This is a genomic window from Pedobacter albus (assembly GCF_036324255.1).
Classification (GTDB): Bacteria; Bacteroidota; Bacteroidia; order Sphingobacteriales; family Sphingobacteriaceae; genus Pedobacter; species Pedobacter albus.
Genome location: NZ_JAZDQT010000001.1, coordinates 794,552 through 819,983, shown reverse-complemented (window position 1 = coordinate 819,983; position 25,432 = coordinate 794,552). Strand labels below are relative to the sequence as shown.

Annotated in this window: 22 protein-coding genes; 15 read left to right on the top strand and 7 right to left on the bottom strand. The window is 43.7% G+C overall.

The window, feature by feature from the left end:
• The first annotated feature begins 20 nt into the window (after positions 1-20).
• The 7 genes from VRU48_RS03515 to VRU48_RS03485 all read left to right on the top strand — a co-directional run bounded on the left by VRU48_RS03515 (position 21) and on the right by VRU48_RS03485 (position 8,531).
• A complete protein-coding gene (locus tag VRU48_RS03515) occupies positions 21-827 on the top strand; it encodes a nitrilase family protein (RefSeq protein ID WP_330106538.1) in 807 nt (268 codons plus the stop codon).
• A 21-nt stretch (positions 828-848) separates the two neighbouring features.
• Positions 849-1,880: a glycosylasparaginase gene (locus VRU48_RS03510; protein ID WP_330106537.1), complete on the top strand. Its 1,032-nt coding sequence runs from the start codon at positions 849-851 to the stop codon at positions 1,878-1,880.
• Between the two features lie 17 nt (positions 1,881-1,897).
• Positions 1,898-2,776 carry a YegJ family protein gene (locus tag VRU48_RS03505; RefSeq protein WP_330106536.1) on the top strand — a complete coding sequence of 293 codons (879 nt, stop codon included), beginning with the start codon at positions 1,898-1,900 and terminating at the stop codon, positions 2,774-2,776.
• Positions 2,766-3,521 carry a copper homeostasis protein CutC gene (locus VRU48_RS03500; RefSeq protein WP_330106535.1) on the top strand — a complete coding sequence of 252 codons (756 nt, stop codon included), beginning with the start codon at positions 2,766-2,768 and terminating at the stop codon, positions 3,519-3,521. The genes VRU48_RS03505 and VRU48_RS03500 overlap by 11 nt, the downstream gene beginning before the upstream one ends.
• A 64-nt stretch (positions 3,522-3,585) precedes the next feature.
• Positions 3,586-4,023: a hypothetical protein gene (locus VRU48_RS03495; RefSeq protein ID WP_330106534.1), complete on the top strand. Its 438-nt coding sequence runs from the start codon at positions 3,586-3,588 to the stop codon at positions 4,021-4,023.
• 4 nt (positions 4,024-4,027) lie between these two features.
• Positions 4,028-6,955, top strand: coding sequence for a GH92 family glycosyl hydrolase (locus tag VRU48_RS03490; RefSeq protein WP_330106533.1), 2,928 nt, complete (start codon positions 4,028-4,030; stop codon positions 6,953-6,955).
• A 364-nt stretch (positions 6,956-7,319) separates the two neighbouring features.
• Positions 7,320-8,531, top strand: a complete 1,212-nt coding sequence (locus VRU48_RS03485) for an erythromycin esterase family protein (RefSeq protein WP_330106532.1) — start codon at positions 7,320-7,322, stop codon at positions 8,529-8,531.
• A gap of 585 nt (positions 8,532-9,116) precedes the next feature.
• On the opposite strand, the gene VRU48_RS03480 is transcribed toward VRU48_RS03485, so the two are convergent.
• Positions 9,117-10,226, bottom strand: coding sequence for a S41 family peptidase (locus VRU48_RS03480; RefSeq protein WP_330106531.1), 1,110 nt, complete (start codon positions 10,224-10,226; stop codon positions 9,117-9,119).
• Positions 10,227-10,463: 237 nt separating this feature from the next.
• Here VRU48_RS03480 and lepA point away from each other — a divergent pair, with 237 nt between their 5' ends.
• Together lepA and VRU48_RS03470 are read left to right on the top strand one after the other, a co-directional pair.
• A complete protein-coding gene (lepA, locus tag VRU48_RS03475) occupies positions 10,464-12,251 on the top strand; it encodes a translation elongation factor 4 (RefSeq protein ID WP_330106530.1) in 1,788 nt (595 codons plus the stop codon).
• A gap of 85 nt (positions 12,252-12,336) precedes the next feature.
• On the top strand, positions 12,337-13,218 hold the full coding sequence (locus VRU48_RS03470) for a bifunctional 5,10-methylenetetrahydrofolate dehydrogenase/5,10-methenyltetrahydrofolate cyclohydrolase (RefSeq protein ID WP_330106529.1): 882 nt from the start codon (positions 12,337-12,339) through the stop codon (positions 13,216-13,218).
• Between the two features lie 553 nt (positions 13,219-13,771).
• Here VRU48_RS03470 and VRU48_RS03465 read toward each other — a convergent pair.
• Positions 13,772-14,098, bottom strand: coding sequence for a Rieske (2Fe-2S) protein (locus VRU48_RS03465; protein WP_330106528.1), 327 nt, complete (start codon positions 14,096-14,098; stop codon positions 13,772-13,774).
• A 1-nt stretch (position 14,099) separates the two neighbouring features.
• Positions 14,100-14,864 carry a hypothetical protein gene (locus VRU48_RS03460; RefSeq protein WP_330106527.1) on the bottom strand — a complete coding sequence of 255 codons (765 nt, stop codon included), beginning with the start codon at positions 14,862-14,864 and terminating at the stop codon, positions 14,100-14,102.
• Positions 14,865-14,941: 77 nt separating this feature from the next.
• Between VRU48_RS03460 and VRU48_RS03455 the strand changes: the two genes are divergently transcribed.
• Genes VRU48_RS03455 through VRU48_RS03445 form a run of 3 tightly spaced genes read left to right on the top strand, consistent with a single transcriptional unit; the run spans position 14,942 to position 17,935 of the window.
• The gene (locus VRU48_RS03455; protein WP_330106526.1) at positions 14,942-15,565 is read left to right on the top strand and encodes a 7-carboxy-7-deazaguanine synthase QueE; all 624 of its coding nucleotides are present in this window, start codon (positions 14,942-14,944) and stop codon (positions 15,563-15,565) included.
• Between the two features lie 52 nt (positions 15,566-15,617).
• Complete coding sequence (locus tag VRU48_RS03450; RefSeq protein WP_330106525.1) at positions 15,618-17,516, top strand: OmpA family protein; 1,899 nt, start codon at positions 15,618-15,620, stop codon at positions 17,514-17,516.
• 2 nt (positions 17,517-17,518) lie between these two features.
• Entirely contained in the window at positions 17,519-17,935 is a 417-nt protein-coding gene (locus tag VRU48_RS03445; RefSeq protein WP_330106524.1) for a DUF6526 family protein, read from the top strand.
• A 189-nt stretch (positions 17,936-18,124) separates the two neighbouring features.
• Here VRU48_RS03445 and VRU48_RS03440 read toward each other — a convergent pair whose 3' ends face one another.
• The 3 genes from VRU48_RS03440 to recQ form a co-directional block, all read right to left on the bottom strand.
• Positions 18,125-18,214, bottom strand: coding sequence for a hypothetical protein (locus tag VRU48_RS03440; RefSeq protein WP_330106523.1), 90 nt, complete (start codon positions 18,212-18,214; stop codon positions 18,125-18,127).
• Positions 18,215-18,231: 17 nt separating this feature from the next.
• Positions 18,232-19,041, bottom strand: coding sequence for a 3-deoxy-8-phosphooctulonate synthase (gene kdsA, locus VRU48_RS03435; protein WP_330106522.1), 810 nt, complete (start codon positions 19,039-19,041; stop codon positions 18,232-18,234).
• 118 nt (positions 19,042-19,159) lie between these two features.
• The gene (gene recQ / locus VRU48_RS03430) at positions 19,160-21,349 is read right to left on the bottom strand and encodes a DNA helicase RecQ (RefSeq protein ID WP_330106521.1); all 2,190 of its coding nucleotides are present in this window, start codon (positions 21,347-21,349) and stop codon (positions 19,160-19,162) included.
• 88 nt (positions 21,350-21,437) lie between these two features.
• On the opposite strand from recQ, the gene VRU48_RS03425 reads away from it, so the two are divergent.
• The 3 genes from VRU48_RS03425 to VRU48_RS03415 all read left to right on the top strand — a co-directional run bounded on the left by VRU48_RS03425 (position 21,438) and on the right by VRU48_RS03415 (position 24,073).
• A complete protein-coding gene (locus VRU48_RS03425; protein WP_330106520.1) occupies positions 21,438-22,403 on the top strand; it encodes a KpsF/GutQ family sugar-phosphate isomerase in 966 nt (321 codons plus the stop codon).
• Positions 22,404-22,423: 20 nt separating this feature from the next.
• Positions 22,424-23,515, top strand: a complete 1,092-nt coding sequence (locus tag VRU48_RS03420; protein ID WP_330106519.1) for a mannose-1-phosphate guanylyltransferase — start codon at positions 22,424-22,426, stop codon at positions 23,513-23,515.
• Positions 23,516-23,608: 93 nt separating this feature from the next.
• Complete coding sequence (locus tag VRU48_RS03415; RefSeq protein WP_330106518.1) at positions 23,609-24,073, top strand: GNAT family N-acetyltransferase; 465 nt, start codon at positions 23,609-23,611, stop codon at positions 24,071-24,073.
• Positions 24,074-24,500: 427 nt separating this feature from the next.
• Here the strand turns inward: VRU48_RS03415 and rlmB are convergent, their stop codons facing one another.
• On the bottom strand, positions 24,501-25,268 hold the full coding sequence (gene rlmB / locus VRU48_RS03410) for a 23S rRNA (guanosine(2251)-2'-O)-methyltransferase RlmB (protein ID WP_330106517.1): 768 nt from the start codon (positions 25,266-25,268) through the stop codon (positions 24,501-24,503).
• Between the last annotated feature and the right edge of the window lie 164 nt (positions 25,269-25,432).

The window sequence follows — 25,432 nt, the reverse complement described above, 5'->3', positions numbered from 1 at the left end:
TCCCTAAAAAAATTATAAAAATGGAAAGTCCACAATATTTAAACATCCCAAACCTAAAAGTGACGGTCTTCCAGGCCTACCTCTTCTGGGAAAATATTGACAAGAACCTTCAGAATATTTCGTTGCGCCTATCGGGCGGTGTGCGTGAAAAAACCGACCTCATTGTGCTTCCAGAAATGTTCAGTACGGGTTTTACCATGAAGGCCGAAGAAATGGCCGAAGAAATGGACGGCAAAACCATGCAATGGCTCGCCAAAACCGCGGCAAACTACGACTGTGTGGTTACCGGAAGCCTCATTATTAAAGAAAACGGCAAGTACTACAACCGAATGATCTGGATGTTGCCCAATGGCGAATTCCAATATTATGACAAACACCATCTTTTTGGCATGGGCGACGAAGACGAAAACTATACGGCTGGCCAAAAACCGCTAATTGTAGAACTCAAAGGATGGAAAATCCGTTTGGCAGTTTGCTACGACCTTCGTTTTCCGGTATGGCTGCGCAACAAAAATGCCGAATACGATATCCTGCTGCTGGTAGCCAGTTGGCCCGACAAGAGGTCTTCGCACTGGCGTACGCTCATCCACGCACGCGCCATCGAAAACCAAAGCTATGTAATCGGTGTAAACCGCGTAGGCCACGATGGCAACCAGATTTACCACAGCGGCCACTCGATGTGCATCGATCCTTATGGCAATACCGTTTACTACAAACCCGAGGACGAAGATCTATACACCTTCAGCATCAATTATCCCGATCTGGAAAAAATACGCAGACAATTCCCTTTCTTGAAAGATTCGGATAATTTTACCCTTATACCTTAACCAAACACCGACTAACCAAATATGTTTAACCGAAGAAAGTTTATCAAAGCCAGTGCCCTATCTACGGCGCTTTTGGCCATCGACAAAAAAAGCATGGCCAATGTTGTTCCATCGGCAGTTGCCCCAACCAACAAGCCCATTGTCATTTCCACCTGGGACTTTGGCGTAGCGGCCAATGCGGCGGCTTGGAAGGTATTAAGCGCCAACGGAAAGGCTTTGGATGCGGTTGAACAGGGAGTTTGGGTTCCGGAAGCCGACGAAAGCAATCAATCAGTTGGTTATGGCGGATTGCCAGACCGCGACGGCAAGGTAACTTTGGATGCCTGCATCATGGACGAAGCCGGCAACTGCGGTGCAGTACTGGCCCTTGAATATATTGTGCACCCTATTTCAGTAGCCCGCAAGGTGATGGAAAAAACCCCGCACGTGATGCTGGCTGGCGACGGTGCCCTGCAATTTGCCTTGGAACAAGGATTTAAAAAAGAAAACCTCTTAACGCCCGCTAGCGAAAAAGCTTGGAAAGAGTGGTTAAAACAGGCCAAATACGAGCCGGTAATGAACATCGAAAACAAACTTTACGATAAAGCTTCGCCACAAAAACTGCCGGGCAATCAATACAACCACGATACCATCGGCATGATTGCGCTCGATGCCAAGGGCAACCTTTCTGGTGCCTGTACCACCAGTGGCATGGCCTACAAGCTTCATGGACGTGTGGGCGATAGTCCGATTATTGGTGCCGGCCTCTACATTGACAACGAAATCGGCGGCGCTACTTCAACCGGCGTTGGCGAAGAAGTGGTCAGAAACGTGGGTTCGTTTTTGGTGGTTGAGTTGATGCGACAAGGTTATTCGCCAGAAGATGCCTGCAAAGAAGCCGTTATGCGCATCATTAAAAAGAAACCAGAAACCGCCAAAAATATTCAAGTGGGCTTCTTAGCCATGAACAAAAAGGGCGAATATGGCGCTTATGCCATTCAAAAAGGCTTTACGTATGCCGTTTGCGATGCCAAGAAACAAGACCTGGTAATCAAGGGAAAAAGCTATTACTAACTATTAAACACCTACAAATGGGTTTATTCTCCAAAATTTTCGGAAAAAAGAACGTGGTAGAACGTCAGGGCGAACCAGATATGGTACGCGTAGCCAATGAAGACGAAGGCATGAATTGGGCCATAGAAAAAGCCAAGCTTACGCTTTGGTACTTTGCCGCGAGCCTCCAAAATCCGCAATCCTATCAATCTTATTTTTCGGTGAAGGTAAAAATCATAGACGGCGACAACTTAGAACACATTTGGCTTACCGAGCCGCACTTTGATGAAGACGGCAATCTTTTCGGCACCGTTGGCAACGAGCCTGTTGATGTAAAAACCGTAAAAATGGACCAGAAAATCGGTGTAGATCGTGAGCATATATCAGATTGGATGATTGTTGAACATGGCCGTTTGATTGGCGGTTATACCATTAGGGCCATCAGAAACAATATACCGGATAGCGAGAAACCAAACTTCGACCAAAGCATTGGCTTGTACATAGACGAGGGCGTTGATTACTTTAAGCCGGGCTTCGACACGCCAGAAGGTGCTATTTTAGCGATTGAAGAAGCCTATAAAAAAGAAGATTTGGAGGCCGTATTAGCCTGTAAGGATTTTACGGCCGAGGCAAGAGTGATGATGGCCAAAATGAGCATCGAGCCCGACGAAGAAACCACCAAGGGGTTAGCCGATGTATTGGAAGCCTCCTTTATCAACAGCATGAACGAATACGGTTTTCCGAATTTTAACGGCATAACCTGCGCTTTTCCGGCCAGAGAAAAAGTTACCGAACAGCATTGGATCATTACCGAAGTGTGCTGGTATGCCGATGGTGGCAAATCCGTCCAAAAAATAAACGTGGCCAACACGGCAAACGGCTGGAGAGTGTTAAACCCGGTAAGTGATGACGAATAACAATTTACCCAAGCTAGAAATCTGTGCCAATTCGTTCGCCTCGGCAAAAGCGGCCGCCATTGGTGGCGCCAATCGGGTAGAATTGTGCGAAAACATGGCCGAGGGTGGCACCACGCCAAGCTATGCGCAGATCAAGTTTTCCAAATCGCTCCCAAACATCGAAATCTGGCCAATCATCAGGCCGCGTGGCGGAGATTTTCTGTACAGCGACGACGAGTTCGAACTGATGAAAGCGGATATCCAACTGTGTAAGGAATTACATTGCGATGGTGTAGTGATGGGCATTTTAACAGCAAACGGTGCCATCGATAAAAAACGCTGCGCCGAACTGATTGCGCTAGCCTCCCCTATGCCGGTGGCCTTTCATCGCGCTTTCGACATGAGCAACGATTTAAGTCGAGCGCTTGAAGACCTGATCGAACTAGGCATTGTACGCGTGCTTACCTCTGGCGGTAGTCCAAGCGCACAACAAGGCGCCCAACGAATTGCGCAATTGGTTAAACAAGCCGATGGCAGGATTGAAATTATGCCCGGTGCTGGTGTAAATGCCGAAAACATTGTACAGCTGCGCAAAGAAACAGGCGCGCAAAACTTCCATTCTTCGGCAAGGGCAAAAGTGGGCAGTAAAATGCAATATCGCAACGAAGCTACAAAAATGGGCAGTATTGACGACGAATACCAGTATGAGCAAAGCGCCCCAGACAAAGTGAAAGCGCTTGTTGAGGCCTTAAAATCAAGCTCATGAGCCTTTTTCCATTCCGCACTGCCCTTATTGTTCCATAATTCAAATTAAACCGATGTAAAATCAGATGAAATATATCTTTACGTTTATCCTCTTATATCCGTTACTGGCTTTGGGTCAAAACAAGGAAATCAAGGCTCCAGCTTTTGCCCTAGGCACTTTTGCCGACGATTATGGCATCAGCTATACCATTAGCGACACTTTATGGGTGCAACATCCCAACATCAAGTATCACATCATCAAATGGAACCCCGAAAAACAATATTTGGTAGCCCGAAACGATGCAAAGAACAAAACCGACGGCAACAAGTATACCCGCATCGATTATATGACCTTTAACGGTATGGAACCTTGGCATTGGGGCTTTTGCCTAACGGTTTATGATGCAGAAACCAATCAGCAAGCCGAACAAACTGCATACGTAGACAGGCAGAACCCCAAAAAGGGATGCAATGGCTACCCTTTCTCTCGCATGAAAAAAACCGAACCCAAACCTGAAAAATAAATTGATGAAATTCTCGAAGCTATGCTTTGCCTTTATCCTTATCGGCACCGCAACCTTTGCCCAAAGCAAAAAGAACTACAACCAATATGTAAATCCCTTTATTGGCACCGGTGGCCATGGGCATACCTATCCTGGTCCTGCTCTGCCATTTGGCATGATCCAACCTGGCCCTGATACCCGTTTGGAAGGATGGGATGGCTGTTCAGGTTATCATTATAGCGATTCGGTGGTTTATGGCTTCTCGCAAACCCACTTGAGCGGTACCGGCGTAGAAGATTATTGCGATTTTCTGCTCATGCCAACTGTCGGCAAGCCCCAATTCCTTAACACCGAATACGCCTCTCCTTTTCAAAAGCAAAACGAGAAAGCCAGTCCGGGTTATTACACTACTTTTTTAGACAAATACCAGGTTAAGGCCGAAGTAACTGCAACCCGCAGAACCGGATTATACAAATTCACTTATCCAAAATCCAGCGAATCGAATATTATCATCGATTTAAAACACCGCGATAAAGTACTGGATAGCTGGGTAGAAATCGTTAACGACAGGGAAATCAGGGGCTACCGCAAGTCGAGCGCATGGGCAAAGGCCCAGGAACTGTATTTCCATGTACGTTATAACAAGCCTTTTAAAGCGTATGGCATTGCTGTTAACGACGAGCTGCAGCCTAATTTAAAGAAAGCAAGAGGCACCAACATCAAATTATACATCCAGTTCGAAACCAGCAATCAAGAAGCAGTACTGGCCAATATCGCCATTTCGGCAGTTGACGAAACAGGTGCACTCAAAAACCTCAACACCGCTATCGACGGATTCAACTTTGACAAAACCCTGCAAAAAGCACAACAAGACTGGAACAAGGAACTGGCTAAAATCGAGGTAGAAAGCAACAATACGAAAAACTTAACTACTTTTTATACGGCACTTTACCACAGTTTGCTTAATCCAAACCTCTATATGGATGTCGACAACCGTTACCGTGGTTTAGACAACAAAATACACACGGCCAATGGATTCGAGTACTATACCGTTTTTTCTTTGTGGGACACCTACCGTACCGAAAATCCGTTGCTGACTTTAATCGATCGCAAACGCACCTTAGATTTCATCAAAACCTTTTTGGCCATGCACCAACAGGGCGGTTTGTTGCCTGTTTGGCCATTGGCAAACTATGAAACTTACTGCATGATTGGTAACCACGCCATTCCGGTTATTACCGATGCCTACGCCAAAGGCATTCGTGGCTTCGATACCAAATTGGCACTACAGGCCATGAAACATGCCGTAAACCGGAAGCAGTTTGGTATTGACGTTTATGCCAAAAACGGTGCTGTTTTGGCCGATGTGGAACATGAAAGCGCTTCGAAAACTGTTGAATACGCTTACGATGACTGGTGCATTGCCCAATTTGCCAAAATGATTGGCGCAACAGCCGATTACCAGACCTATATGGCCAGGGCACAAAACTGGAAAAACGTTTACGATCCTTCAACAGGCCACATCAGGGCGCGCAATAATGGTGGCTGGTGGAAGCCATTTAACCCCACCGAAGTTAACAACAACTATACCGAGGGCAATTCGTGGCATTACAGCTTTAGCACCCAACAGGATGTAAACGGACACATGCAAATGATGGGTGGCGAAAAAGCCTACCAGGCAAAACTCGATGAACTTTTTACCACCAAACAAGGCCTCACCGGCAGGGACCAAAGCGATATTACCGGATTGATTGGCCAATACGCTCATGGTAACGAGCCGAGCCACCACATGGCCTATTTGTTCAACTTTACTTCGCATCCTGAAAAAACGCAGTACTATGTGAACAAAATCATGAACGAGCAGTACCACGATCAACCCGATGGCCTTTCGGGCAATGAAGATTGTGGCCAAATGAGCGCCTGGCTGGTGATGAGTGCCATGGGCTTCTACCCTGTTTCGCCGGGCAACAATATGTACATTATCGGCACGCCCTGGTTCAAAAAAATGAGTATCAGCCTCGAAAACGGCAAAAAAATAGTGATTGATGCCCCAAACCGTACCGAAGAAAACTACTACATTAAAGGAATTTCGATCAATGGCAAAACGCATAACCAACTTTACCTTGATTTTGCCGATTTAGCCAACGGTGCGATAGTTAACTTTAACATGAGCGCACAGCCAGACATGAACTACCTGAACAGCCTTAAAAAGCCGGTCATGAAAATCGGCGGTACACTGATTGTTCCCAACCCGATTATCGAAGGTCCGCAGGAAACGTTTAAAAACAAGGCTACCGTCACGCTAAGCGATGCCTTGGCTAGCGCAAGCATTTACTACACCACAGACGGAACACAACCAAATCCGAGCTCGAAAAAATATACGACACCTTTCGAAATCAGCGATGATATCACCATCAAGGCCATTGCCTATCAAAAAGGCTATCAAACCAGCTATGTAAGCGTAGCCGTTTACAAAAGAATTAACAACAATTACAGCATCAAGGTAAACAGCGAAATCAACAAGAGCTTTACCGGTGGTGGCAACGATGCCTTGATCGATGGCGTGAGAGGAGCCATCAACTGGCGCATCGGCAACCGCTGGCAGGGTGTTTGGGGTAAGGATTTTGAAGTGGTTTTAGACCTGGGCAAAAGCCAACACGTCAATTCGGTAAGCGTGGGCGCTTTGCAGGATACACAGGCTTGGATCATTTTTCCACCAACAACCGAATTCTTGATTGCCGGCGACGACATGAACTTTAAATCGATAGGTACGGTAAAAGCGCCTGCCGAGGCCAAAGACTACAACATTCAAATCAAGGAAATTGGCACCAAGGTAAACAGCGATTGCAGGTATATTAAAATTGTGGCCAAAAATTATGGTACATTGCCTAGCTGGCACGAAGGTGCTGGAGGTCTAGCCCATACGTTTTTTGATGAAATCACGGTAAAATAATAGCTGTGATAGGCTGTCATCGATATCCTTTCATCACGGGCTATCGCTGGTGTTCTTCACCAACGATTAACAGGCAATTAAAGCTAAAACTTGTTGGTGAAGAACACCAACAAGTGCAATAGTGGTCGGAAATCGAATTAAATGATTTGGCTGGTTGGGAATTCAATTCCCGACCCCAATAACCCATATGCTGTCGTTGATGCTCTTCATCACGGGCTATCGTTGGTGTTCTTCACCAACGATTAACAGGCAATTAAAGCTAAAACTCGTTGGCGAAGAACACCACGGCAAGTGCAATGTTAAATATGGTTAAATAAATCATACTCAAAGCTAAATGGCTTATTTTAGGTCAAAAATTAACGTTATGCCCTTAAATAAAATCAGCATTTCAGTTCTAATTTGCGTTTTATTTTTCATTAGCCTAAATTCTTCAGCGCAAGAAAAAAGCGAAAAAATTATCAGCAGTTTAAATGAGCTTGTTAACCCTATAAAAACTTTAAATGCTGATAGTAGTTTCGAGGATCTTCTATTTCTGAAAGAACCTTTAAAAGAAAAAGAAGTAATTGCACTAGGAGAAGTTACGCATGGAACTCGCGAAGTATTCGATTATAAAGATAGATTAGTTCGATTTTTAGTGATCAGCCTAGCGTATAAGGCAATAGCTTTTGAAAGTGATTTTATAGCGCTAGAAAAGATTGATGATTACATTAACGGCAAAATTGCTGTATTGGGCAATTTATCAGGAACACCCCTACATTTAAATAATGTTAAAATGATTGAGTGGCTAAAGAAATATAACCTATCTCAATCTGATGAAAACAAAGTACATGTTTATGGTTTAGAAGCTAGAGGCTTTAACAATATCAGTGCTAAGATTCTGGAACAATTTACAGACCTGGACATAAACGACAAAAAAACGCTCGAAAAATTTAAGGCTACAAGTTATACCGACCTAAAGAAAGATGATATCAATCTTATAAAGAAAACCATTGAAAACCTGCGAAAAGTAAATGCAAGTGCCATGCAACAGCATTATGTAAACTTACTTGCTCAAAATGTCGATTATTTTCATGAGAAAAAAATTGGATTAAGAGATGAGTACATGTCTAAAAATGCAACTTGGATTAAAGAAAAAACCAGCAATAACAAATTGATAGTTTGGGCACATAATGGCCATGTAGCTAAAACAGCCTTGTACAATGAGCCATCTATGGGCACTTTTCTTTTTGAAAAGTACAAATCAAAGTATTTTGTAATTGCCACCGACTTTAATTATGGCGAAGTTTTAGTTAGAAAATATATTGCCAAGAATAAACCAATCGGAGATTTTAGCCCACTTTATTATCCAGAAGTTACTTCTGATAAAGCTTATGAGTATTATTTTAAGCAGTGTAAGTATAAAAACTTCATTATAGATATAAATTCATCAATCAAAAACCCAATTCTAAACACGTTTTTTAACCAAGCCCAAGATATGAGAATGATTGGGGCAACAAGTACCCCAGTGAACAAGAAACTCTCTATCGGTGCAAATTTTGATTTAATTGTCTATTTTGATAAGAGCACTTCCTCGTAAAACCTTTTAGAAATTTTGCAACAATACATAGTAGCACAAGCCTTTGTTATTTAAACCGGATTGAAGCGAAAAATCCTTTTTTGATGAAATCACGATAAAACAATAGCTGTGATAGGCTGTCGTCGATGTCCTTTCATCACGGGCTGTCGTTGGTGTTCTTCATCAACGACTAAAAGGCAATTAAAGCTAAAACTTGTTGGCGAAGAACACCAACAAGCGCAATAGCGGTCGAAAATCGAATTAAATGATTTGGCTGGTTGGGAATTCAATTCCCGACCCCAATAACTCATATGCTATCGTTGATGCTCTTCATCACGGGCTGTCGTTGGTGTTCTTCACCAACGACTAACAGGCAATTAAAGCTAAAACTTGTTGGTGAAGAACACCAGCAAGTTCAATATTGGTCGGAAATCGAATTAAATAATTTGGCTGGTTGGGAATTTAATTCCCGACCCCAATAACTCAGGATTTGCAATCCTGCCAGAATAGAAATCTCAACCTTTCCCCTTAAACCCGGTTAAAACGGCATCTTTTTCGGCCTCCACCCTTATACCCTCTACCTTCCTGCCTTTCTTTAACCTTTAATTATTTATTTGCGCTTTCCAATCGACTTTGTATCATCTTGATTTTGTTTTTTTCGGCATTGTCAATCCTTACATCAGGGGCGATGCCGATGTTATCTATCGGGTTTTTAGGCAGGCGTTTGGAACGCGATATCGGTATAGTCAAATTGTAGGCATCGCAGGGGATATCAAAATACTGATAGTTGGCATAATCTAGCATGCCATAAGAGTTTTCGCCATAAACAGTTACCTTTTTGCTTTGTTTAGCCAGCAATAAAAAAGATTCGGACGAACTTGCCGAGTTACGGTCAATGAGTAAGGCTACTTTTTTGGGATAATCGTAAACCTTGTTTAACGTAATCAATGCCGTATCGCTACCGGCAGGGTTTACAAATTTGCCAATGTTCTTCTTCATTAACGAAACGATATTGGCAATGTAGCCAGCGGCGTCTTTATTGAGGTTTTTATTGTTCAGTTCTTGTTCGTAAATAGCGATATTATCTGCTGTAGCCCAATACTCCGAGGCCAATGTAGCCATGGGATTGGTGTAGAGATAAGGCAAAAACGGACTGTAGGTAAAATCGCTCCCGCCCATATTCCCCCTAATATCGATGATCCAATTGGGGCTTGTCTGCAGTTCGGCTTCATATTTCTTTATCAGGCTATCAACCTTCTTTTTTTCGGCATAATCAAAAGAAGGCAAGCTGATGAGCAAAGTTTGGCTGCTTAACTGCCTTATGCTGGTTTGGTTTACCAGCGTATCTGTGGCAGGCGGAGGCAACACTTTAAACTTGGCAAAGTGCTTGTTTAACTGCCCTAGTTTCTCTGGATATTTTTCGCGGTAGCGCCAATCCAACTGTACCCTCAAATGCTGATCCTTGAAATAATTAGTCCATTTGCGCAATAGTACATAACAAGTATCGACATTATTGGTCGTTTTTGCCTTTTCGGCTAATTGCTGTGTAAAGCTGTTAAATTCCTTTAGGTTCGACGAATTGACCTTATCGTTATAACCCGCATAGTTTTTGCTTACCTTTTCTACGGTATAGTTAAAATTAAGGGTACAATTACAATCTTGTGCCACTAAACGGGTAGCCAACAACATACATACAAGGATCAGGGCATTTCTCATCAGCATCTTTTAAGTAAAGACGAAAGTATCAAACAATAGTTGCATTTGAAACAATTATTAACTCCGTCACCTGCGCTTTCTGCCATTCTTTTTAACCTTTGGTCTTTCCACTTTAGTCTTTCAGCTTTAGTCTTTTACCTCTAGTGGCTTGTCCCATTTTCCATCTGGCTCCTTACCTTCTACCTTTACGCTTTCTGCCTTTGGTCTTTCCGCTTTTTAAAACTATCTTTGCACAAAATGAAGCACATACGTAATTTCTGCATAATTGCACATATTGACCACGGAAAGAGCACTTTAGCCGACCGTTTATTAGAATACACCAATACCATTAGCCAACGCGAGGCACAAGCGCAGCTGTTAGACAATATGGATTTGGAGCGCGAACGTGGCATTACCATCAAAAGCCACGCCATCCAAATGAACTATAAAGTGAATGGCGAAGAGTACATATTCAACCTGATTGATACACCTGGCCACGTTGACTTTTCGTATGAAGTTTCGCGCTCTATTGCTGCCTGCGAAGGCGCTTTGCTCATTGTAGACGCTTCTCAGGGCATCCAGGCCCAAACCATTTCCAACCTTTATCTGGCTTTGGAACACGACCTGGAAATTATCCCGATTTTGAACAAAATGGATCTTCCGGGCGCTATGCCAGAAGAAGTTAAGGATCAAATCATTGACCTGATCGGTTGCAAACGCGAAGAAATCATCCCAGCTTCGGGTAAAACCGGAATGGGCATTCCAGATATCCTACAAGCCATTGTTGAGCGCGTACCTGCGCCTGTGGGCGATGCAAACGGTCCTTTACAGGCCTTGATCTTCGACAGCGTATTTAACTCGTTTAGGGGCATTATTGCTTACTACAAAGTGGTAAACGGCGAAATCAAAAAAGGCGACAAGGTAAAGTTCATCAACACCGGCAAACAATACATTGCCGACGAAGTGGGTATTTTGAAACTGGACATGGCACCACGCAACAGCGTAAAAACCGGCGACGTAGGCTATATCATTTCGGGTATTAAAGAAGCGCGCGAAGTCAAAGTTGGCGATACCATTACAACCGTAGAAAATGGCTCTGCAGAAGCTATCCAAGGTTTTGAAGAGGTAAAACCGATGGTATTTGCGGGCATCTATCCAGTTGATACCGAAGATTTCGAAGAACTGAGAGAGGCCATGCACAAGCTGCAGCTAAACGATGCTTCTATCGTTTTCGAAGCAGAAAGCTCGGCAGCCTTGGGCTTCGGCTTCCGTTGCGGTTTCTTGGGCATGTTGCACATGGAAATTATCCAAGAGCGCTTAGAACGCGAGTTCGACATGACGGTGATTACCACGGTTCCCAACGTATCGTACATTGCGTACACCACCAAAGGCGCCGAAATTGTAGTCAATAACCCATCCGATTTGCCAGATCCGAGCAAGCTCGATTCGGTAGAAGAACCTTTCATCAAGGCCAACATCATTACCAAGGCCGAATTTGTGGGGCCGGTGATGTCGCTTTGTATACAAAAAAGAGGAATTATCGTCAACCAGTCCTACCTCACCTCAGACCGCGTAGAACTGGTTTTCGAAATGCCAATGGGCGAAATCGTATTCGATTTTTACGACAAGCTGAAAACCATTTCTAAAGGCTATGCTTCTTTCGATTACCATCAGGTGGGCTACCGCAAATCTGATCTGGTAAGATTGGACATGCTATTGAACGACGAACCTGTTGATGCCTTGTCTTCATTGATCCACCGGAGCAATGCTTACGATTTTGGCAAAAAGATATGTGAAAAACTAAAGGAGCTGATCCCTCGCCAACAGTTCGAAATCAAGATCCAAGCGTCAATTGGGGCCAAGGTTATTGCCCGCGAAACATTGAGCGCACTCCGCAAGGATGTAACGGCCAAATGTTATGGTGGCGATATCTCGCGTAAACGCAAGCTCTTGGAAAAACAGAAAAAAGGTAAAAAACGCATGCGCCAAGTGGGCAACGTAGAAATCCCGCAAACGGCGTTTATGGCGGTGTTAAAATTAGATTAAACTAGTATTGCGTATGGCGATTTGCGTATGGCGTTTGCTTTACGGAACCTGATCTCAATACGCGTTAACCTATACTCATTACTCCATGCAACTACTCGACGGAAAATTTGCCTCAGAAAAAATCAAGGCCGAAATAGCTGAAGAAGCGGCTTCATTTTTAGTACAAAGCGGACGTAAGCCCCATTTGGTAGCCATATTGGTTGGCCACGATGGTGGCAGCGAAACCTATGTAGCCAGCAAAATGAAGAACTGCGAAAAGGTAGGTTTTCAATCGTCGTTGGTGAGGTATGAAGATACCGTTACCGAAGCCGAGCTGTTGCAGAAAATCCAGGAAATAAACCAAGATGCTGGTGTAGACGGCCTAATTGTACAACTGCCTCTGCCTAAGCATATCGATCCGGAAAAAGTAACCGCGGCTATCGACCATCGCAAAGATGTAGATGGCTTCCACCCTATCAATTTGGGCAGAATGATGCGCAATTTGCCGTGTTTTATTCCGGCTACGCCTTATGGCATTTTATTGATGCTGCAAGCCTACAACATTGATACCACCGGCAAGCACTGTGTGGTAGTTGGCCGAAGCAATATTGTGGGCAGTCCGATGAGTATTTTGATGGCCCGCAATGCCAATCCGGGCAACTGCACCGTAACCCTTACCCACAGCAAGAGCCAAAACCTGAAAGAAATGATATTGCAGGGCGATATTATTGTAGCCGCCATTGGCCGCAAGAACTTTGTAACAGCCGATATGGTTAAACCGGGTGCGATTATCATCGACGTGGGCATTAACCGCGAAACTTCTGATACCACCAAATCTGGCTACAAACTTTACGGCGATGTGGATTTCGAAAATGTAGCGCCTAAAGCCTCGTGGATTACTCCGGTACCGGGTGGCGTAGGCTTAATGACGATTGTAGGTTTACTTAAGAATACCTTAGCTTCTGCGAAAAAAGAGATATACAGCTAATAGTTTATGGACCATGGTCGATGGTCGATTGTTTATTTAACAAGGCACTCATTGGTGTTGATGTTTCTTCATCAAGAAACCAATTATTTGAGCCTTAAAAAGCTAAAAACCAGTTGGTGAAGAACACTGATTTTAGCAAATTCTACTTACAAATCATCAATAAAGCCAATTGTTGGTGTTCTTCACCAACAAGCTCCATCATTCTGATTACCAATTTTAGCAGGATTTCTTCATCAATCTGAATTATCCTTCCAAACCATGGACTATTCACTATGGACTATCAACTATTAAAAAATCCTCTTCCACCAGCAGGGAAGCATTTATTGGTATTCTTCACCAACAAACCAAGTATCTAAGCCTCAAAAAGCTAAAAACCAGTTGGTGAATAACACCAACTTGAGCAGATTCTACTTATTAAATCATCAATAAAGCCAATTGTTGGTGTTCTTCACCAACAAGCTCCATCATTCTGATTACCAATTTTAGCAGGATTTCTTGATCAACCCGAATCATCCTTCCAAACCATGGACTATTCACTATGGACTATCGACTATTAGAAAATCCTCTTCCACCAGCTTTCTTTCAGGCCAACATACAAGCCGTCTTCCCGCTGTTCTGTAGGATAGATATCAATATAATCGCCTTGACCAGGTGCGCCCCTTCCGGTGGTTAAGCTATACTCGTAGCGGTGAATGGGACAAACAATGTTTCCTTCCTTGCACCAGCCACCACTTAAAATTCCACCGGCATGCGGACAGGTATTCTGGATGACGTAGATTTTCTGTTCGTATTTGATCAGGCAAAGCTTTTTGCCATTTACTTTAATCTGCTCTACAAAATCATCCTCGGGCAGTTCAATATCAACCTTGAACCATTCCATCTTAATATTCGATTTTAAAATTCAGCAATTCAGGTTTGTCTAAAGCTTCGAGCATATCCAATTTTAAGGTAAACTGCTTTTTATCGGCCGATAGCACTGCATTCGGATTGCCAACGCTTTTGGCCGGCCGAGGCAAATTGACTACAACTGTGCTTATCATTTTCATGTTCATGCCTTTCAGCATATCAAATGTCTGCCTGTCTTTTTCCTTAACACTGGCAAACACATCTAGTTTTACCTTTCGCTCGAAAACAGTTGGCGTAACCACATAATCATACTCCTTGTTCTTAAATGGCACCTCGGGTTCTCCGCCGGCTTCGTCAGGAACGCCTTTGGGTTTCATCATATCGCCCACTTTGCCTTTTTCGAGAGCATTACCAAAGTTGCGCAGGAAATAGCTCAGTTCTTTGGCCGATTTGCCTTTGTTAGAAAAACCGATGTTAAAAATACCCTGGGCCATGTTCATCTGCATGCGTACATCGCTTTGTTTCATCATGGCCAATTCTTCGGCACTGAATTTCTTTTTGATGCTATCAGGCATCGACCCCAAATTAACCAAGGTATCTTTTACAGTGGTATATTCTTTTGTCTGTTTTACCGAATCTGGCGTCATGCTGTTCACCATATTTAGCAACTGGCCCATGTTGAGGTTGTAGTTCGCCGCATAAGAACCATCGGCATTGAGGTTATAGGTTTCCTCTACATCAAAGCAAGAGCTCAGAAATAGGCACAATACAGACAGGACAAGGAGAAGCTTGGTTTTCATAGCGGGTTAAATTATTGCTTTAGCAAGATACACATATTCGCATAACGCGCATAATTTTAGTAAATTTGCCGAAATTTATGGCACATCAAATACCAGAAGACGGCACATTGCTTCCACTAATGGAAGAATTCTATACCATACAGGGCGAGGGATTTAATACGGGAAAAGCGGCTTATTTTATCCGTTTGGGCGGTTGCGATGTGGGCTGCCATTGGTGCGACGTCAAAGAAAGCTGGGATGCCGAACTGCATGCTCTCACTTCTGCTGACGATATTGCTGCCAAAGCCGTAACCTATCCCGGAAAAGCCGTGGTGGTAACCGGTGGCGAACCCTTGATCTATAATTTGGATTACCTGACCAAAAAACTGCAGGAACAAGGCATATTGACTTTTATTGAAACTTCTGGTGCCTATCCGCTTTCGGGTTCGTGGGACTGGATTTGCCTTTCGCCTAAAAAATTCAAGGCACCGCGACCAGACATCACTCCTTTTGCCAACGAGCTTAAAGTAATCGTATTCAACAAAAGCGATTTTGACTGGGCCGAAAAATACGCGGCTACCGTTTCGCCAAGCTGCAAGCTGTATCTGCAGCCCGAATGGTCGAAAGCCAAGGAAATGACCCCGCTGATTGTAGACTATGTGATGGCCAATCCGAAGTGGGAAATCTCCTTGCAAACGCACAAATTCCTCAACATTCCTTAATTTAATTCCAGATTTTATTTACATTAGTCTATTACCAAGTGGCGATGGGCTAATGAATAAATACCTGATCTTGTTTTTATGCTGTTTGATGGCTTTGGGCGCAAAAGCCCAAAATTCTGCCGTAAAAAAAGCCCAAAATAGTTTTGACGATGCACAGCAATACCTCAGGCAAAACATCTACGACGAGGGCATCAAATATTTGGAAGAAGCCGTAAAGGCCGATCCCAAATTTCAGCTGGCCTACATCCAGTTGGGCGATGTGTACCGCAGGATGAAAAACCACGAAAAAGCGAAGGAAAACTACACCAAAGCGGTAGCTTCGGCACCTACTGTTGAAGCGAGGATTTATTATGTGCTGGGCGAAAGCGAGCTCCTGACCGGAGATTATGCCAACGCCAAAAAACACTTTGAAAGCTATAGGCAACAATATACCGGCGATGACCAGGATCTGGTTAAAAAAGCAACCAAATACATTGCTGATTGCGATTTTGCCGTTGTAGCCATCAAAAATCCTGAAAAGTACGAACCCATCAACATGGGCTTTTACATCAACAGCGCCAACCGCGATTACTTTCCGGCATTAACCGCCGATGGACAGACCATTATATTTACCCGCGTGGTTGATGGCAACGAAGATTTCTATGTCTCGACCAAAAAAAACAACGAATGGCAAAAGGCACAGCCCTTAAGCAATAACATCAATACACCAAACTATAACGAGGGGGCACAATCCATCTCTCCCGATGGCAAATACCTGTTTTTTACAGGTTGCAATCGCCCCGATGGCATGGGCCGATGCGATATCTACGTATCGAGAAAAGAAGGCAACGATTGGGGAAAGGCCATTAATTTGGGCAAAGTCATCAATTCGGAGTATTGGGAATCACAACCTTCTATCAGTCCAGACGGAAGCACGCTTTATTTTGTAAGCAACAGGCCTGGTGGCTTGGGTGGTTACGATATTTGGAAAAGTACGCTTACCGACGAGGGCCAATGGACCGAACCGGTTAATTTAGGTCCCAACATCAATACCCCTTACGACGAGAATACGCCATTTATGCACGCCGATGGCAAAACGCTCTACTTTTCTTCCGATGGCTGGCCGGGTTTGGGCAACAAAGACATCTTTTACAGCCGGATGAACAAGCAAGGCGAATTCGCTAAACCTATCAATCTGGGCTATCCCATCAATACCTTTAACGAAGAAATTGGGCTTATCGTTACCGCCGATGGCACCGAAGGCCTTTTCTCGTCGAACATCGCTAATGGAGGCTTCGGCGATTTGGACATCTACCATTTTAAAATGCCCGAAAAGTACAAGCCTTTGCCGGTTACCTATGTAAAGGGGATTGTAAAAGACAAGGAAACCAAACAATTGCTCGAAGCTAATGTCATGGTAATCGATTTGAAGACCAACAATGCGATGTTCAACGATTTTACCTCCAGCGAAACAGGCGACTTTTTGGCGGTTATGCCTATCGGAAGCGACTATTCTTTTAATGTAGAGGCAAACGGCTATCTGTTCTACTCGCAACATTTCGAACTCAAGCCGGCCAATACCAACAAACCGTACGAAGTAGAAATCCTGATGGACAAAATCAAGGTGGGCGGAGAAGTAACCATGCACAATATCTTTTTCGACACCAACAAGTATGAACTCCTGCCCGCTTCAATGGTCGAGCTGAACCTTTTAACCGAACTGCTCAAAAACAACGAAAACGTGGCAATAGAAATACAAGGCCATACCGATAATGTGGGTGATGCCAAAATGAACGAGAAACTGTCGGAAAACCGTGCAAAAGCCGTTTACGATTTCCTGGTTAAAAACGGAATTGCTGCCAAACGCCTCACTTTTAAAGGCTACGGCGAAACCAAGCCTCGCTTTGACAACAGCACCGAAGAAGGCCGTCAACAAAACCGAAGAACAGAATTCAGAATAACCAAAAGCTAGCCATGTCACAAAACTTCAACAACCACAAAAGGTTTAGTCCGCCTTACCATTTCTTTACGGTTCCGTTAATCCTTACCGGATTGGGATTTGCCGTTTACGCCTTTGTAAAAACACCAGACCTCACCCATGGCCTAATCGTATTGGCTTTTATGCTCATTGGTATAATCGGACTTTTTGCCCGTTTCTTTTCGCTCCGTGTGCAAGACCGCGCGGCAAGGGCCGATGAACGCTTGCGCTATTACATCCTTACGGGAAAAATGTTGCCTGCTACCTTGCGAATGGGACAAATTTTGGCCTTGCGCTTTGCCAGCGACGAAGAATTTCCAGCTTTGGTTGATCAGGCATTGGCCGAACAGCTATCGCCTACCGATATTAAAAAAGCCATTAAAAACTGGCGTGGCGATTACCATAGGATTTAGTGATTGACGATTTTGGAATTACAATTTTAGATTGGTTCATGCGTCAATGCCATGCCAATACGCTTGCCATTCCGATTATAGAAAGAATCTATTCAACAAAATCTGTTAAACTGTGGCTATTATTGCTAACTAGTTAACCTACTGCCCTTTAACAACAGGGGTTGAAAAACTCTCGACCAAGCTCACAAATTATTTGCCTCCCCAATCATCCAGTTCGGTAAAGGGAGGCAAATAATTAAGCAAAATCTCTTTATCGACAGCATAATTGGCCAAAGCCAATTTCTGCCATTCGTCACTTAAATAACAGCTTGCCTAATTCTGACCAATTTCACCAATAAATCCTCCAATAGGGCCAAATTAAGCATATTGGCGCCGTCAGATTTGGCATTGGCCGGATCGGGATGCGTTTCGATGAACAAACCATCGGCACCTACGGCAATAGCTGCTTTGGCAATGGTAGTAATCAGTTCGGGCTTGCCACCAGTTACGCCGCTGCTCTGGTTAGGTTGCTGCAAGGAGTGCGTACAATCCATCACTACAGGTACGCCAAAACCTTGCATTTCTGGCAAGCCACGGTAATCAACAATCAAATCCTGATAGCCAAAAGTGTTGCCACGATCGGTTAAAATCACTCGGTTATTTCCCGAATCGTTGATTTTCTCTACGGCAAATTTCATCGAACCCGCCGAAAGAAATTGGCCTTTTTTTACGTTAACCACTTTGCCTGTCTGCGCAGCCGCAATCAGCAAATCGGTTTGTCTGCACAAAAAAGCAGGAATCTGCAATACATCAACATAGGCGGCGGCCATGGCAGCCTCCCCGCTTTCGTGGATATCGGTTACGGTAGGTACATCAAAGGTCTTGCCCACTTTTTCCAGAATTTTCAAGGCTTTTTCATCACCAATACCGGTAAAGGAACTGCCTTTGCTTCGGTTCGCTTTGCGGTATGATCCTTTAAAAATATAGGGAATATTCAGTTTATCGGTTATGGTTACGATTTGTTCCGCAATGCGCAAGGCAATGTCTTCGCCTTCGATGGCGCAAGGGCCAGCCATTAAAAAGAAGTTATTTGAATCTGTGTGTTTGAGTTTTTCTATTTGTAACATCTTGGGATTTTAGATTTTGGATCTACGATTTTAGATTTCTGACCGAAGATTTCAGATTGAGCATAATCCCAAATCCAAAATTGCAATCGCAAATCATCAATCTTAAATCGTAAATTAATTAGTTTCCTAGTTCCGACATGAATTTGATACGCATCAGCTGTATCTCTTCACGGGTATAATCGTTTTCGCCCAAATCGCTCAGGGCATCGTCAATCGAATCGTTATCGGCCGCTCGGAAATAGTCAAATACTTCATCTTGCCTGTCTTCGTCAATTACTTCATCAACAAAGTAGGAAAGATTGAGTTTGGTTCCCGAGTTGACGATGGCTTCAACCTCCTTTAAAATATCAAAATAAGTTAGGCCTTTTGAGCGGGCAATATCTTCCAAACCAATCTGGCGGTCAATATTTTGGATAATCGATACCTTAAGCGCCGATTTATTGGCTTGGGTTTTAATCACCAAGTCAATTGGCCTTTCAATGTCGTTATCGCCCACATACTTCTTGATGAGCTCGATAAACGGTCCGCCGAATTTGAGCGCCTTGCCATTCCCTACTCCCGAAATCTGTTTCAGCTCGTCCATGGCAATCGGATAGTGGGTACACATTTCTTCCAGCGATGGATCTTGGAAAACCACAAAAGGTGGTACGTTTTTCTGTTTGGCAATTTTCTTGCGGAGGTCTTTCAACAAGCCCAGCAACTGCGTGTCTAACGCACCGGTTCCCTGTTTCACTTCCTCTTCGTCGTCTTCGCTCACATTATCCAACTGCTCGTTCAGGATAAATTTGAGGCTGTACGGGTTTTCTATAAAGTCCTTGCCTATTTTGGTCAGGTGCAATAAACCATAGTTGTCAATGTCCTTGGCTACAAAATTATTGAGCACAGCTTGCCTAATCAGCGATTTCCACAACAGCTCGCCATCTTCCTTGCCCTGTCCAAATTCGGGCAGTTTATTTTGCTCGTAGGCAATGGTCTGGGCCGTTTCGTTGCCCATAAAGATATTGAGCAAATGCGCATCATCAAATTTCTGTCCGGTGCTCTCAATCAGTTTTAGCAAAGTAAGCAAATGTGTTTCGGCTTCGAACTGCTGTTTAGGCTTCTTACAGTTGTCGCACATGCAGTTACAGCCGGTTTCGTTAAAGTTTTCGCCAAAATAATGCAAAATCTGCTTACGTCGGCAAACGCCAGATTCGGCATAATCGATTACTTCTTTGAGGATTTGCGTACCGATTTCGCGCTCAGACACCGGCTTGTCTTTCATAAACTTGGCCAGCTTATCAACGTCTTTTTGTGCGTAAAAGGCAATACAAACACCCTCGCCACCATCGCGACCGGCCCTGCCCGTTTCCTGGTAGTAGCCTTCCATGCTTTTCGGAATATCGTGGTGGATTACAAAACGCACATCGGGTTTGTCTATCCCCATCCCAAAGGCAATGGTGGCCACAATGACCTCTACATCTTCCATCAGGAACTTGTCTTGCGTTTCGGCACGCACCTTTGGCTCTAAGCCGGCATGGTATGGCAAAGCCTTGATGCCGTTAAGATTAAGGCTTTCGGCTACCTCTTCTACCTTTTTACGGCTCAGGCAATAAATAATGCCCGATTTTCCGGTATTGTACTTGATGTAGCGGATCATTTCCTTGATTACATCGCGTTTTGGGCGGATTTCGTAAAAAAGGTTGGGCCTGTTAAACGACGATTTGAACAAAGTCGCATCGGTCATTTGCAGGTTTTTGATGATATCTTGCTGTACTTTTGGCGTAGCAGTAGCGGTTAGGGCAATAATCGGGATTTCTTCTCCCAAGCCTGTAATTACCTGTCTGATTTTCCGGTATTCGGGCCTAAAATCGTGGCCCCACTCCGAAATACAGTGAGCTTCGTCAACCGCCACAAAAGAAATCTTGAGCAAACGCAAAAACTCTACGTTTTCCTGCTTGGCCAGCGATTCTGGCGCTACATATAATAATTTGGTCTGTCCGTTCAGCAAATCGCTCTTAACCTGGGTAATTTCGGTTTTATTGAGGGACGAGTTCAGGAAATGCGCAATGCTATCGCTGCCACCAAAGGCCCTCAGCTGGTCTACCTGGTTTTTCATCAAGGCAATCAGGGGCGAAATCACGATGGCGGTACCCTCGCTCATTAATGCTGGCAACTGATAGCAAATGGACTTGCCACCGCCAGTAGGCATGATTACAAATGTGTTTTTGCCTTCTAAGATATTGGTAATAATGGGTTCCTGATCTCCCTTAAAATTGTCGAAACCAAAAAAAGTTTGCAGGTTATCAAACAACGACTTTTTCACGTCCATTTTTTGTGTCAAATATTCTGTGCTATTATTGTTCAAAATAACATAATTTTGCAGTAATTGAAAGCATTAATATACTAATAAATTCTCTTTGAAAAGTAAAAAATCGATTATAGAAATAGCTGTTTCAACGCTCAAGCTGGAATCAGATGCCATTTTAAACCTTTTACAACATGTTAACGAAGATTTTGTAAAGATCGTTGACCTGATTTTAGAGAGTAAAGGAAGGGTAATTGTTACAGGAATAGGCAAAAGTGCCATCATTGCCCAAAAAATCGTGGCCACTTTTAATTCGACGGGGACGCCGGCCATTTTTATGCATGCCGCCGATGCCGTACATGGCGATTTGGGCATGATCCAAAAAGACGATATCGTGATGTGCCTTTCTAAAAGCGGCAATACGCCCGAAATAAAGCTCTTGGCTCCCCTTTTAAAACAATCGGGCAATGTGCTAATCGGCATGCTGGGCTCGTTGGATTCGGATTTGGCTAAGCAGGCCGATCTCATCCTCAATACCAGTGTTGAAAAGGAAGCCTGTCCGCATAACCTTGCTCCAACCACCAGTACTACGGCGCAACTGGCTATGGGCGATGCCTTGGCTATCTGTTTATTGGAAGCCCGCGAGTTCAATACCGAAGATTTTGCGCGTTACCATCCTGGCGGTTCACTGGGCAAGCGTTTGTACCTCAAAGCTGGAGATTTGGCACTTAAGAACGAAAGACCCAGCATCTCGCCTTCGGCATCTGTAAAGGATGTCATTATTGAAATTAGCAAAAACCGTTTGGGCGCCGTTGTTGTTATTGCCGATAACAACATATTGGGAGTGATTACCGATGGCGACATCAGGAGGATGCTCGAAAAACATACTAACATCGAAAATATTACAGCGGCCGACCTGATGAACAGCAACCCCAAACAAATTGACAAAAACGAATTGGCCCTGCTTGCCTTGGAGGTGATCAAAAAGAACAACATTACGCAATTGCTCGTTACCGAAAACGGGCATTATTACGGAATGATACATTTGCATGACCTTTTGCAGGAAGGAATTATTTAATTAAAGTCTATCTTAGCTACATGAATAAAAACAACTACGCATTAATCATGGCTGGTGGCGTTGGTAGCCGTTTTTGGCCAGTCAGCAGAACCGAATTCCCTAAACAGTTCATTGATTTTTTCGGCGTAGGAAAAACGCTTATCCAGAGTACTTACGATCGTTTTTTACAGATCTGCCCTGCAGAAAACATCTTTATCGTAACCAATGAGCTTTATGTTGACCTGATTAAGGAACAACTGCCCGCTTTAAGCGAGAACCAGATTTTGGCAGAGCCCATTATGCGCAATACAGCCCCTTGCATTGCCTATGGATCGATGAAAATTGCCGAACTCAATCCCGATGCCGTAATTGTTGTAGCCCCATCCGACCATACCATAGCCAACCAAAAGGAATTTGTGCGCGCCATCGAACAATCGATGGAGGCCGCGGCCCAAAACAAATGCCTCATTACGCTTGGCATTAAGCCCAACAGGCCCGATATCGGCTACGGCTATATCCAATACATAGACGAAGTGCTGCAAAGCGATGGCAGCATCCATAAAGTAAAAACCTTTACAGAAAAACCAAACCTGGAATTGGCACAATCTTTTATTCAAAGTGGCGATTTTCTGTGGAATGCAGGCATTTTCATCTGGTCGGCCAAAGCCATTGCCAGCGCCTTCGAAAAGCATTTGCCAGATATGTACGACATTTTTAGGCAAGGCACACCTTTTTACAATACCACCAACGAAATTACCTTTATAGCCAATGCCTACCTGCAGTGCACCAATATTTCGATCGATTTCGGAATCATGGAAAAAGCGGACAATGTGTACGTATTGCCCGCCGATTTTGGTTGGTCTGATTTGGGCACCTGGGCATCAATTTACGAAATGGCAGAAAAAGACTATGTAGGCAACGCCGTAATCCCTTCTAAACAAGTGATGATGTTCGATTCGTCCAATTGTATGGTCAACGTACCTGAAGAAAAACTGGTGATTTTACAAGGCCTGCATAACTACATTGTGGTCGAAGCAAACAATACTTTGCTCATTTGCCCACGTTCGGAAGAGCAAAACGTAAAAAACATCGTAGCCGATGTCAAGGCGAAATTTGCCAACAAGTTTATTTAGTATTTTTAACCGCAAAGTATTCGCAAAGTACTTTTGCCTCTCCTTATCTTGAGGGTTAATAATATGATTTAACTTCTACATTAAGTTTATCCAATGGAAAACCAGCTCGTTATTAAACCCGCTAGCTTAGCCGATATGGCGACTTTGCAACTTTTCGAACAGCAAGTCATTACAGCCGAAAGGCCGTTTACCAACAACATCAGGCCAGAAAAAGTACATTATTACGACCTCAAAACCTTAATAGAAAGAGAAAACAGCTATCTGGTAATTGGCTATCTCGACAATATTGCGGTTGCCAGTGGCTATATCAGAATAGAAAAATCAAAACCCCAGCACCAACCCGATTACTACGGCTACCTGGGCTTTATGTATGTAGATCCTGCACATCGTGGCAAAGGACTGAACAGCCAAATTCTCGACCATCTAAAAAACTGGGCCAAAGAAAAAGGCATTTCCAAGCTTAAGCTAGAAGTTTATGCCGAAAACCAGAACGCCATTAATGCTTACAAAAAATTCGGCTTCAACAACCACATGATCGAAATGATGATGGATATTTAGATGGAGTTGACAGTTTTTCAGCTTACAATTGGCAATGATCAGTTAGCACCAAAGAAACGAAGCAATTAATCAAATAATTATCAATAACTTGACAACAATTTAAATCAACATTCAGGCATTTAGCGTAACAACCCTTAGACGCTCTTAAATGTCTAAGGTGGTAAAATCAACCGAAGAAACGAAGTTCTTAATTCCTTAATGTTTAATTCTTTTGCCAACATTTAACCCAACATTAAGGCATTGAGCATAATACCCTTAGGCGCTCTTAAATGTCTAAGGTGGTAAAATCAACCAAAGAAACAAAGTCTTAATCCTTTAATGTTTAATTCTTTTGCCAGCATTTAACCCAACATTAAGGCATTTAGCATAATAGCCCTTAGGCGCTCTTAAATATCTAAGGTGGTAAAAAGCCTACAAGAAAACCTCGCTAAACCGTTCTCTGCCTCACTGCCTCGTACAAAATCACCCCAGCCGCTACAGATACATTGAGGGATTCTATTTTGCCCGCCATCGGTATTTTGGCCAGGTGGTTGGCTACCCTCAACAAGTCATTAGAAATACCCTCGTCTTCCGACCCCATGATAATCGCCGTTGGCAAGGTATAATCGGGTACATAAATCAAATCGCTGGTTTTTTCGGTACAAGCCACTAGTTGCAAGCCACTATCCTGCAAAAACAGACAGGTTTTATGCAGATTCGAATGCCTGCAAATCGGAATACTGAACAATGCCCCAGCCGAAGTCTTGATCGCATCGGCATTAATTTGCGCCGCATTTTTCAAAGGCACCACAATGGCATGCACACCCACGCAGGCCGCCGTACGCGCAATAGCGCCCATGTTGCGAACATCGGTTACGCTATCGAGCACCAAAATGAGCGGGGTCTCTCCTTTTTCAAAAATAGCCGGAATAAGGTCTTCTATATTTTGGTAGGTTATCGGCGAAATTACCGCAATCACCCCTTGGTGATTTTTGGTCGTCATTCTGTTCAATTTTTCTATCGGAACCGAGCTTAGCGGAATAAGCGAACCAATAAGCAACGACTTAAGCTCCAGAAACAAAGGACCGCTCAAGCCTCGCTGCACATAAATGGTTTCGATATCACGGCCAGCTTTGATGGCTTCGATAACGGCCCTGATGCCAAATACGAATTCGTTGTTCTCTTTTGCTCTTTGCGGTCTTCTGAAATTGTCCATAGTGATTAATAAAGGCACAAAAGTACGCTAAATAAATGAATCGGCACCGGGCTTATCCACAATAAATTGTTCAAAAATAATTTAAGCAAAAAAATCAACATATTTAGCTTCAACTTGTTAACAAACAACTGAAAACTTGTACAAACAAAAAGGCAAAGTTTTGT

Excerpts from the sequence above, each read along its gene's own strand:
- rlmB (WP_330106517.1), bottom strand. The coding sequence starts at position 25,268 with ATGGACAATTTCAGAAGACCGCAAAGAGCAAAAGAGAACAACGAATTC.
- VRU48_RS03455 (WP_330106526.1), top strand. The coding sequence starts at position 14,942 with ATGGCACATCAAATACCAGAAGACGGCACATTGCTTCCACTAATGGAA.
- VRU48_RS03505 (WP_330106536.1), top strand. The coding sequence starts at position 1,898 with ATGGGTTTATTCTCCAAAATTTTCGGAAAAAAGAACGTGGTAGAACGT.
- VRU48_RS03480 (WP_330106531.1), bottom strand. The coding sequence starts at position 10,226 with ATGAGAAATGCCCTGATCCTTGTATGTATGTTGTTGGCTACCCGTTTA.
- VRU48_RS03485 (WP_330106532.1), top strand. The coding sequence starts at position 7,320 with ATGCCCTTAAATAAAATCAGCATTTCAGTTCTAATTTGCGTTTTATTT.
- VRU48_RS03490 (WP_330106533.1), top strand. The coding sequence starts at position 4,028 with ATGAAATTCTCGAAGCTATGCTTTGCCTTTATCCTTATCGGCACCGCA.
- recQ (WP_330106521.1), bottom strand. The coding sequence starts at position 21,349 with ATGGACGTGAAAAAGTCGTTGTTTGATAACCTGCAAACTTTTTTTGGT.
- VRU48_RS03415 (WP_330106518.1), top strand. The coding sequence starts at position 23,609 with ATGGAAAACCAGCTCGTTATTAAACCCGCTAGCTTAGCCGATATGGCG.
- kdsA (WP_330106522.1), bottom strand. The coding sequence starts at position 19,041 with ATGTTACAAATAGAAAAACTCAAACACACAGATTCAAATAACTTCTTT.
- VRU48_RS03445 (WP_330106524.1), top strand. The coding sequence starts at position 17,519 with ATGTCACAAAACTTCAACAACCACAAAAGGTTTAGTCCGCCTTACCAT.
- VRU48_RS03515 (WP_330106538.1), top strand. The coding sequence starts at position 21 with ATGGAAAGTCCACAATATTTAAACATCCCAAACCTAAAAGTGACGGTC.
- VRU48_RS03450 (WP_330106525.1), top strand. The coding sequence starts at position 15,618 with ATGAATAAATACCTGATCTTGTTTTTATGCTGTTTGATGGCTTTGGGC.
- VRU48_RS03495 (WP_330106534.1), top strand. The coding sequence starts at position 3,586 with ATGAAATATATCTTTACGTTTATCCTCTTATATCCGTTACTGGCTTTG.
- lepA (WP_330106530.1), top strand. The coding sequence starts at position 10,464 with ATGAAGCACATACGTAATTTCTGCATAATTGCACATATTGACCACGGA.
- VRU48_RS03460 (WP_330106527.1), bottom strand. The coding sequence starts at position 14,864 with ATGAAAACCAAGCTTCTCCTTGTCCTGTCTGTATTGTGCCTATTTCTG.
- VRU48_RS03470 (WP_330106529.1), top strand. The coding sequence starts at position 12,337 with ATGCAACTACTCGACGGAAAATTTGCCTCAGAAAAAATCAAGGCCGAA.
- VRU48_RS03500 (WP_330106535.1), top strand. The coding sequence starts at position 2,766 with ATGACGAATAACAATTTACCCAAGCTAGAAATCTGTGCCAATTCGTTC.
- VRU48_RS03510 (WP_330106537.1), top strand. The coding sequence starts at position 849 with ATGTTTAACCGAAGAAAGTTTATCAAAGCCAGTGCCCTATCTACGGCG.
- VRU48_RS03420 (WP_330106519.1), top strand. The coding sequence starts at position 22,424 with ATGAATAAAAACAACTACGCATTAATCATGGCTGGTGGCGTTGGTAGC.
- VRU48_RS03465 (WP_330106528.1), bottom strand. The coding sequence starts at position 14,098 with ATGGAATGGTTCAAGGTTGATATTGAACTGCCCGAGGATGATTTTGTA.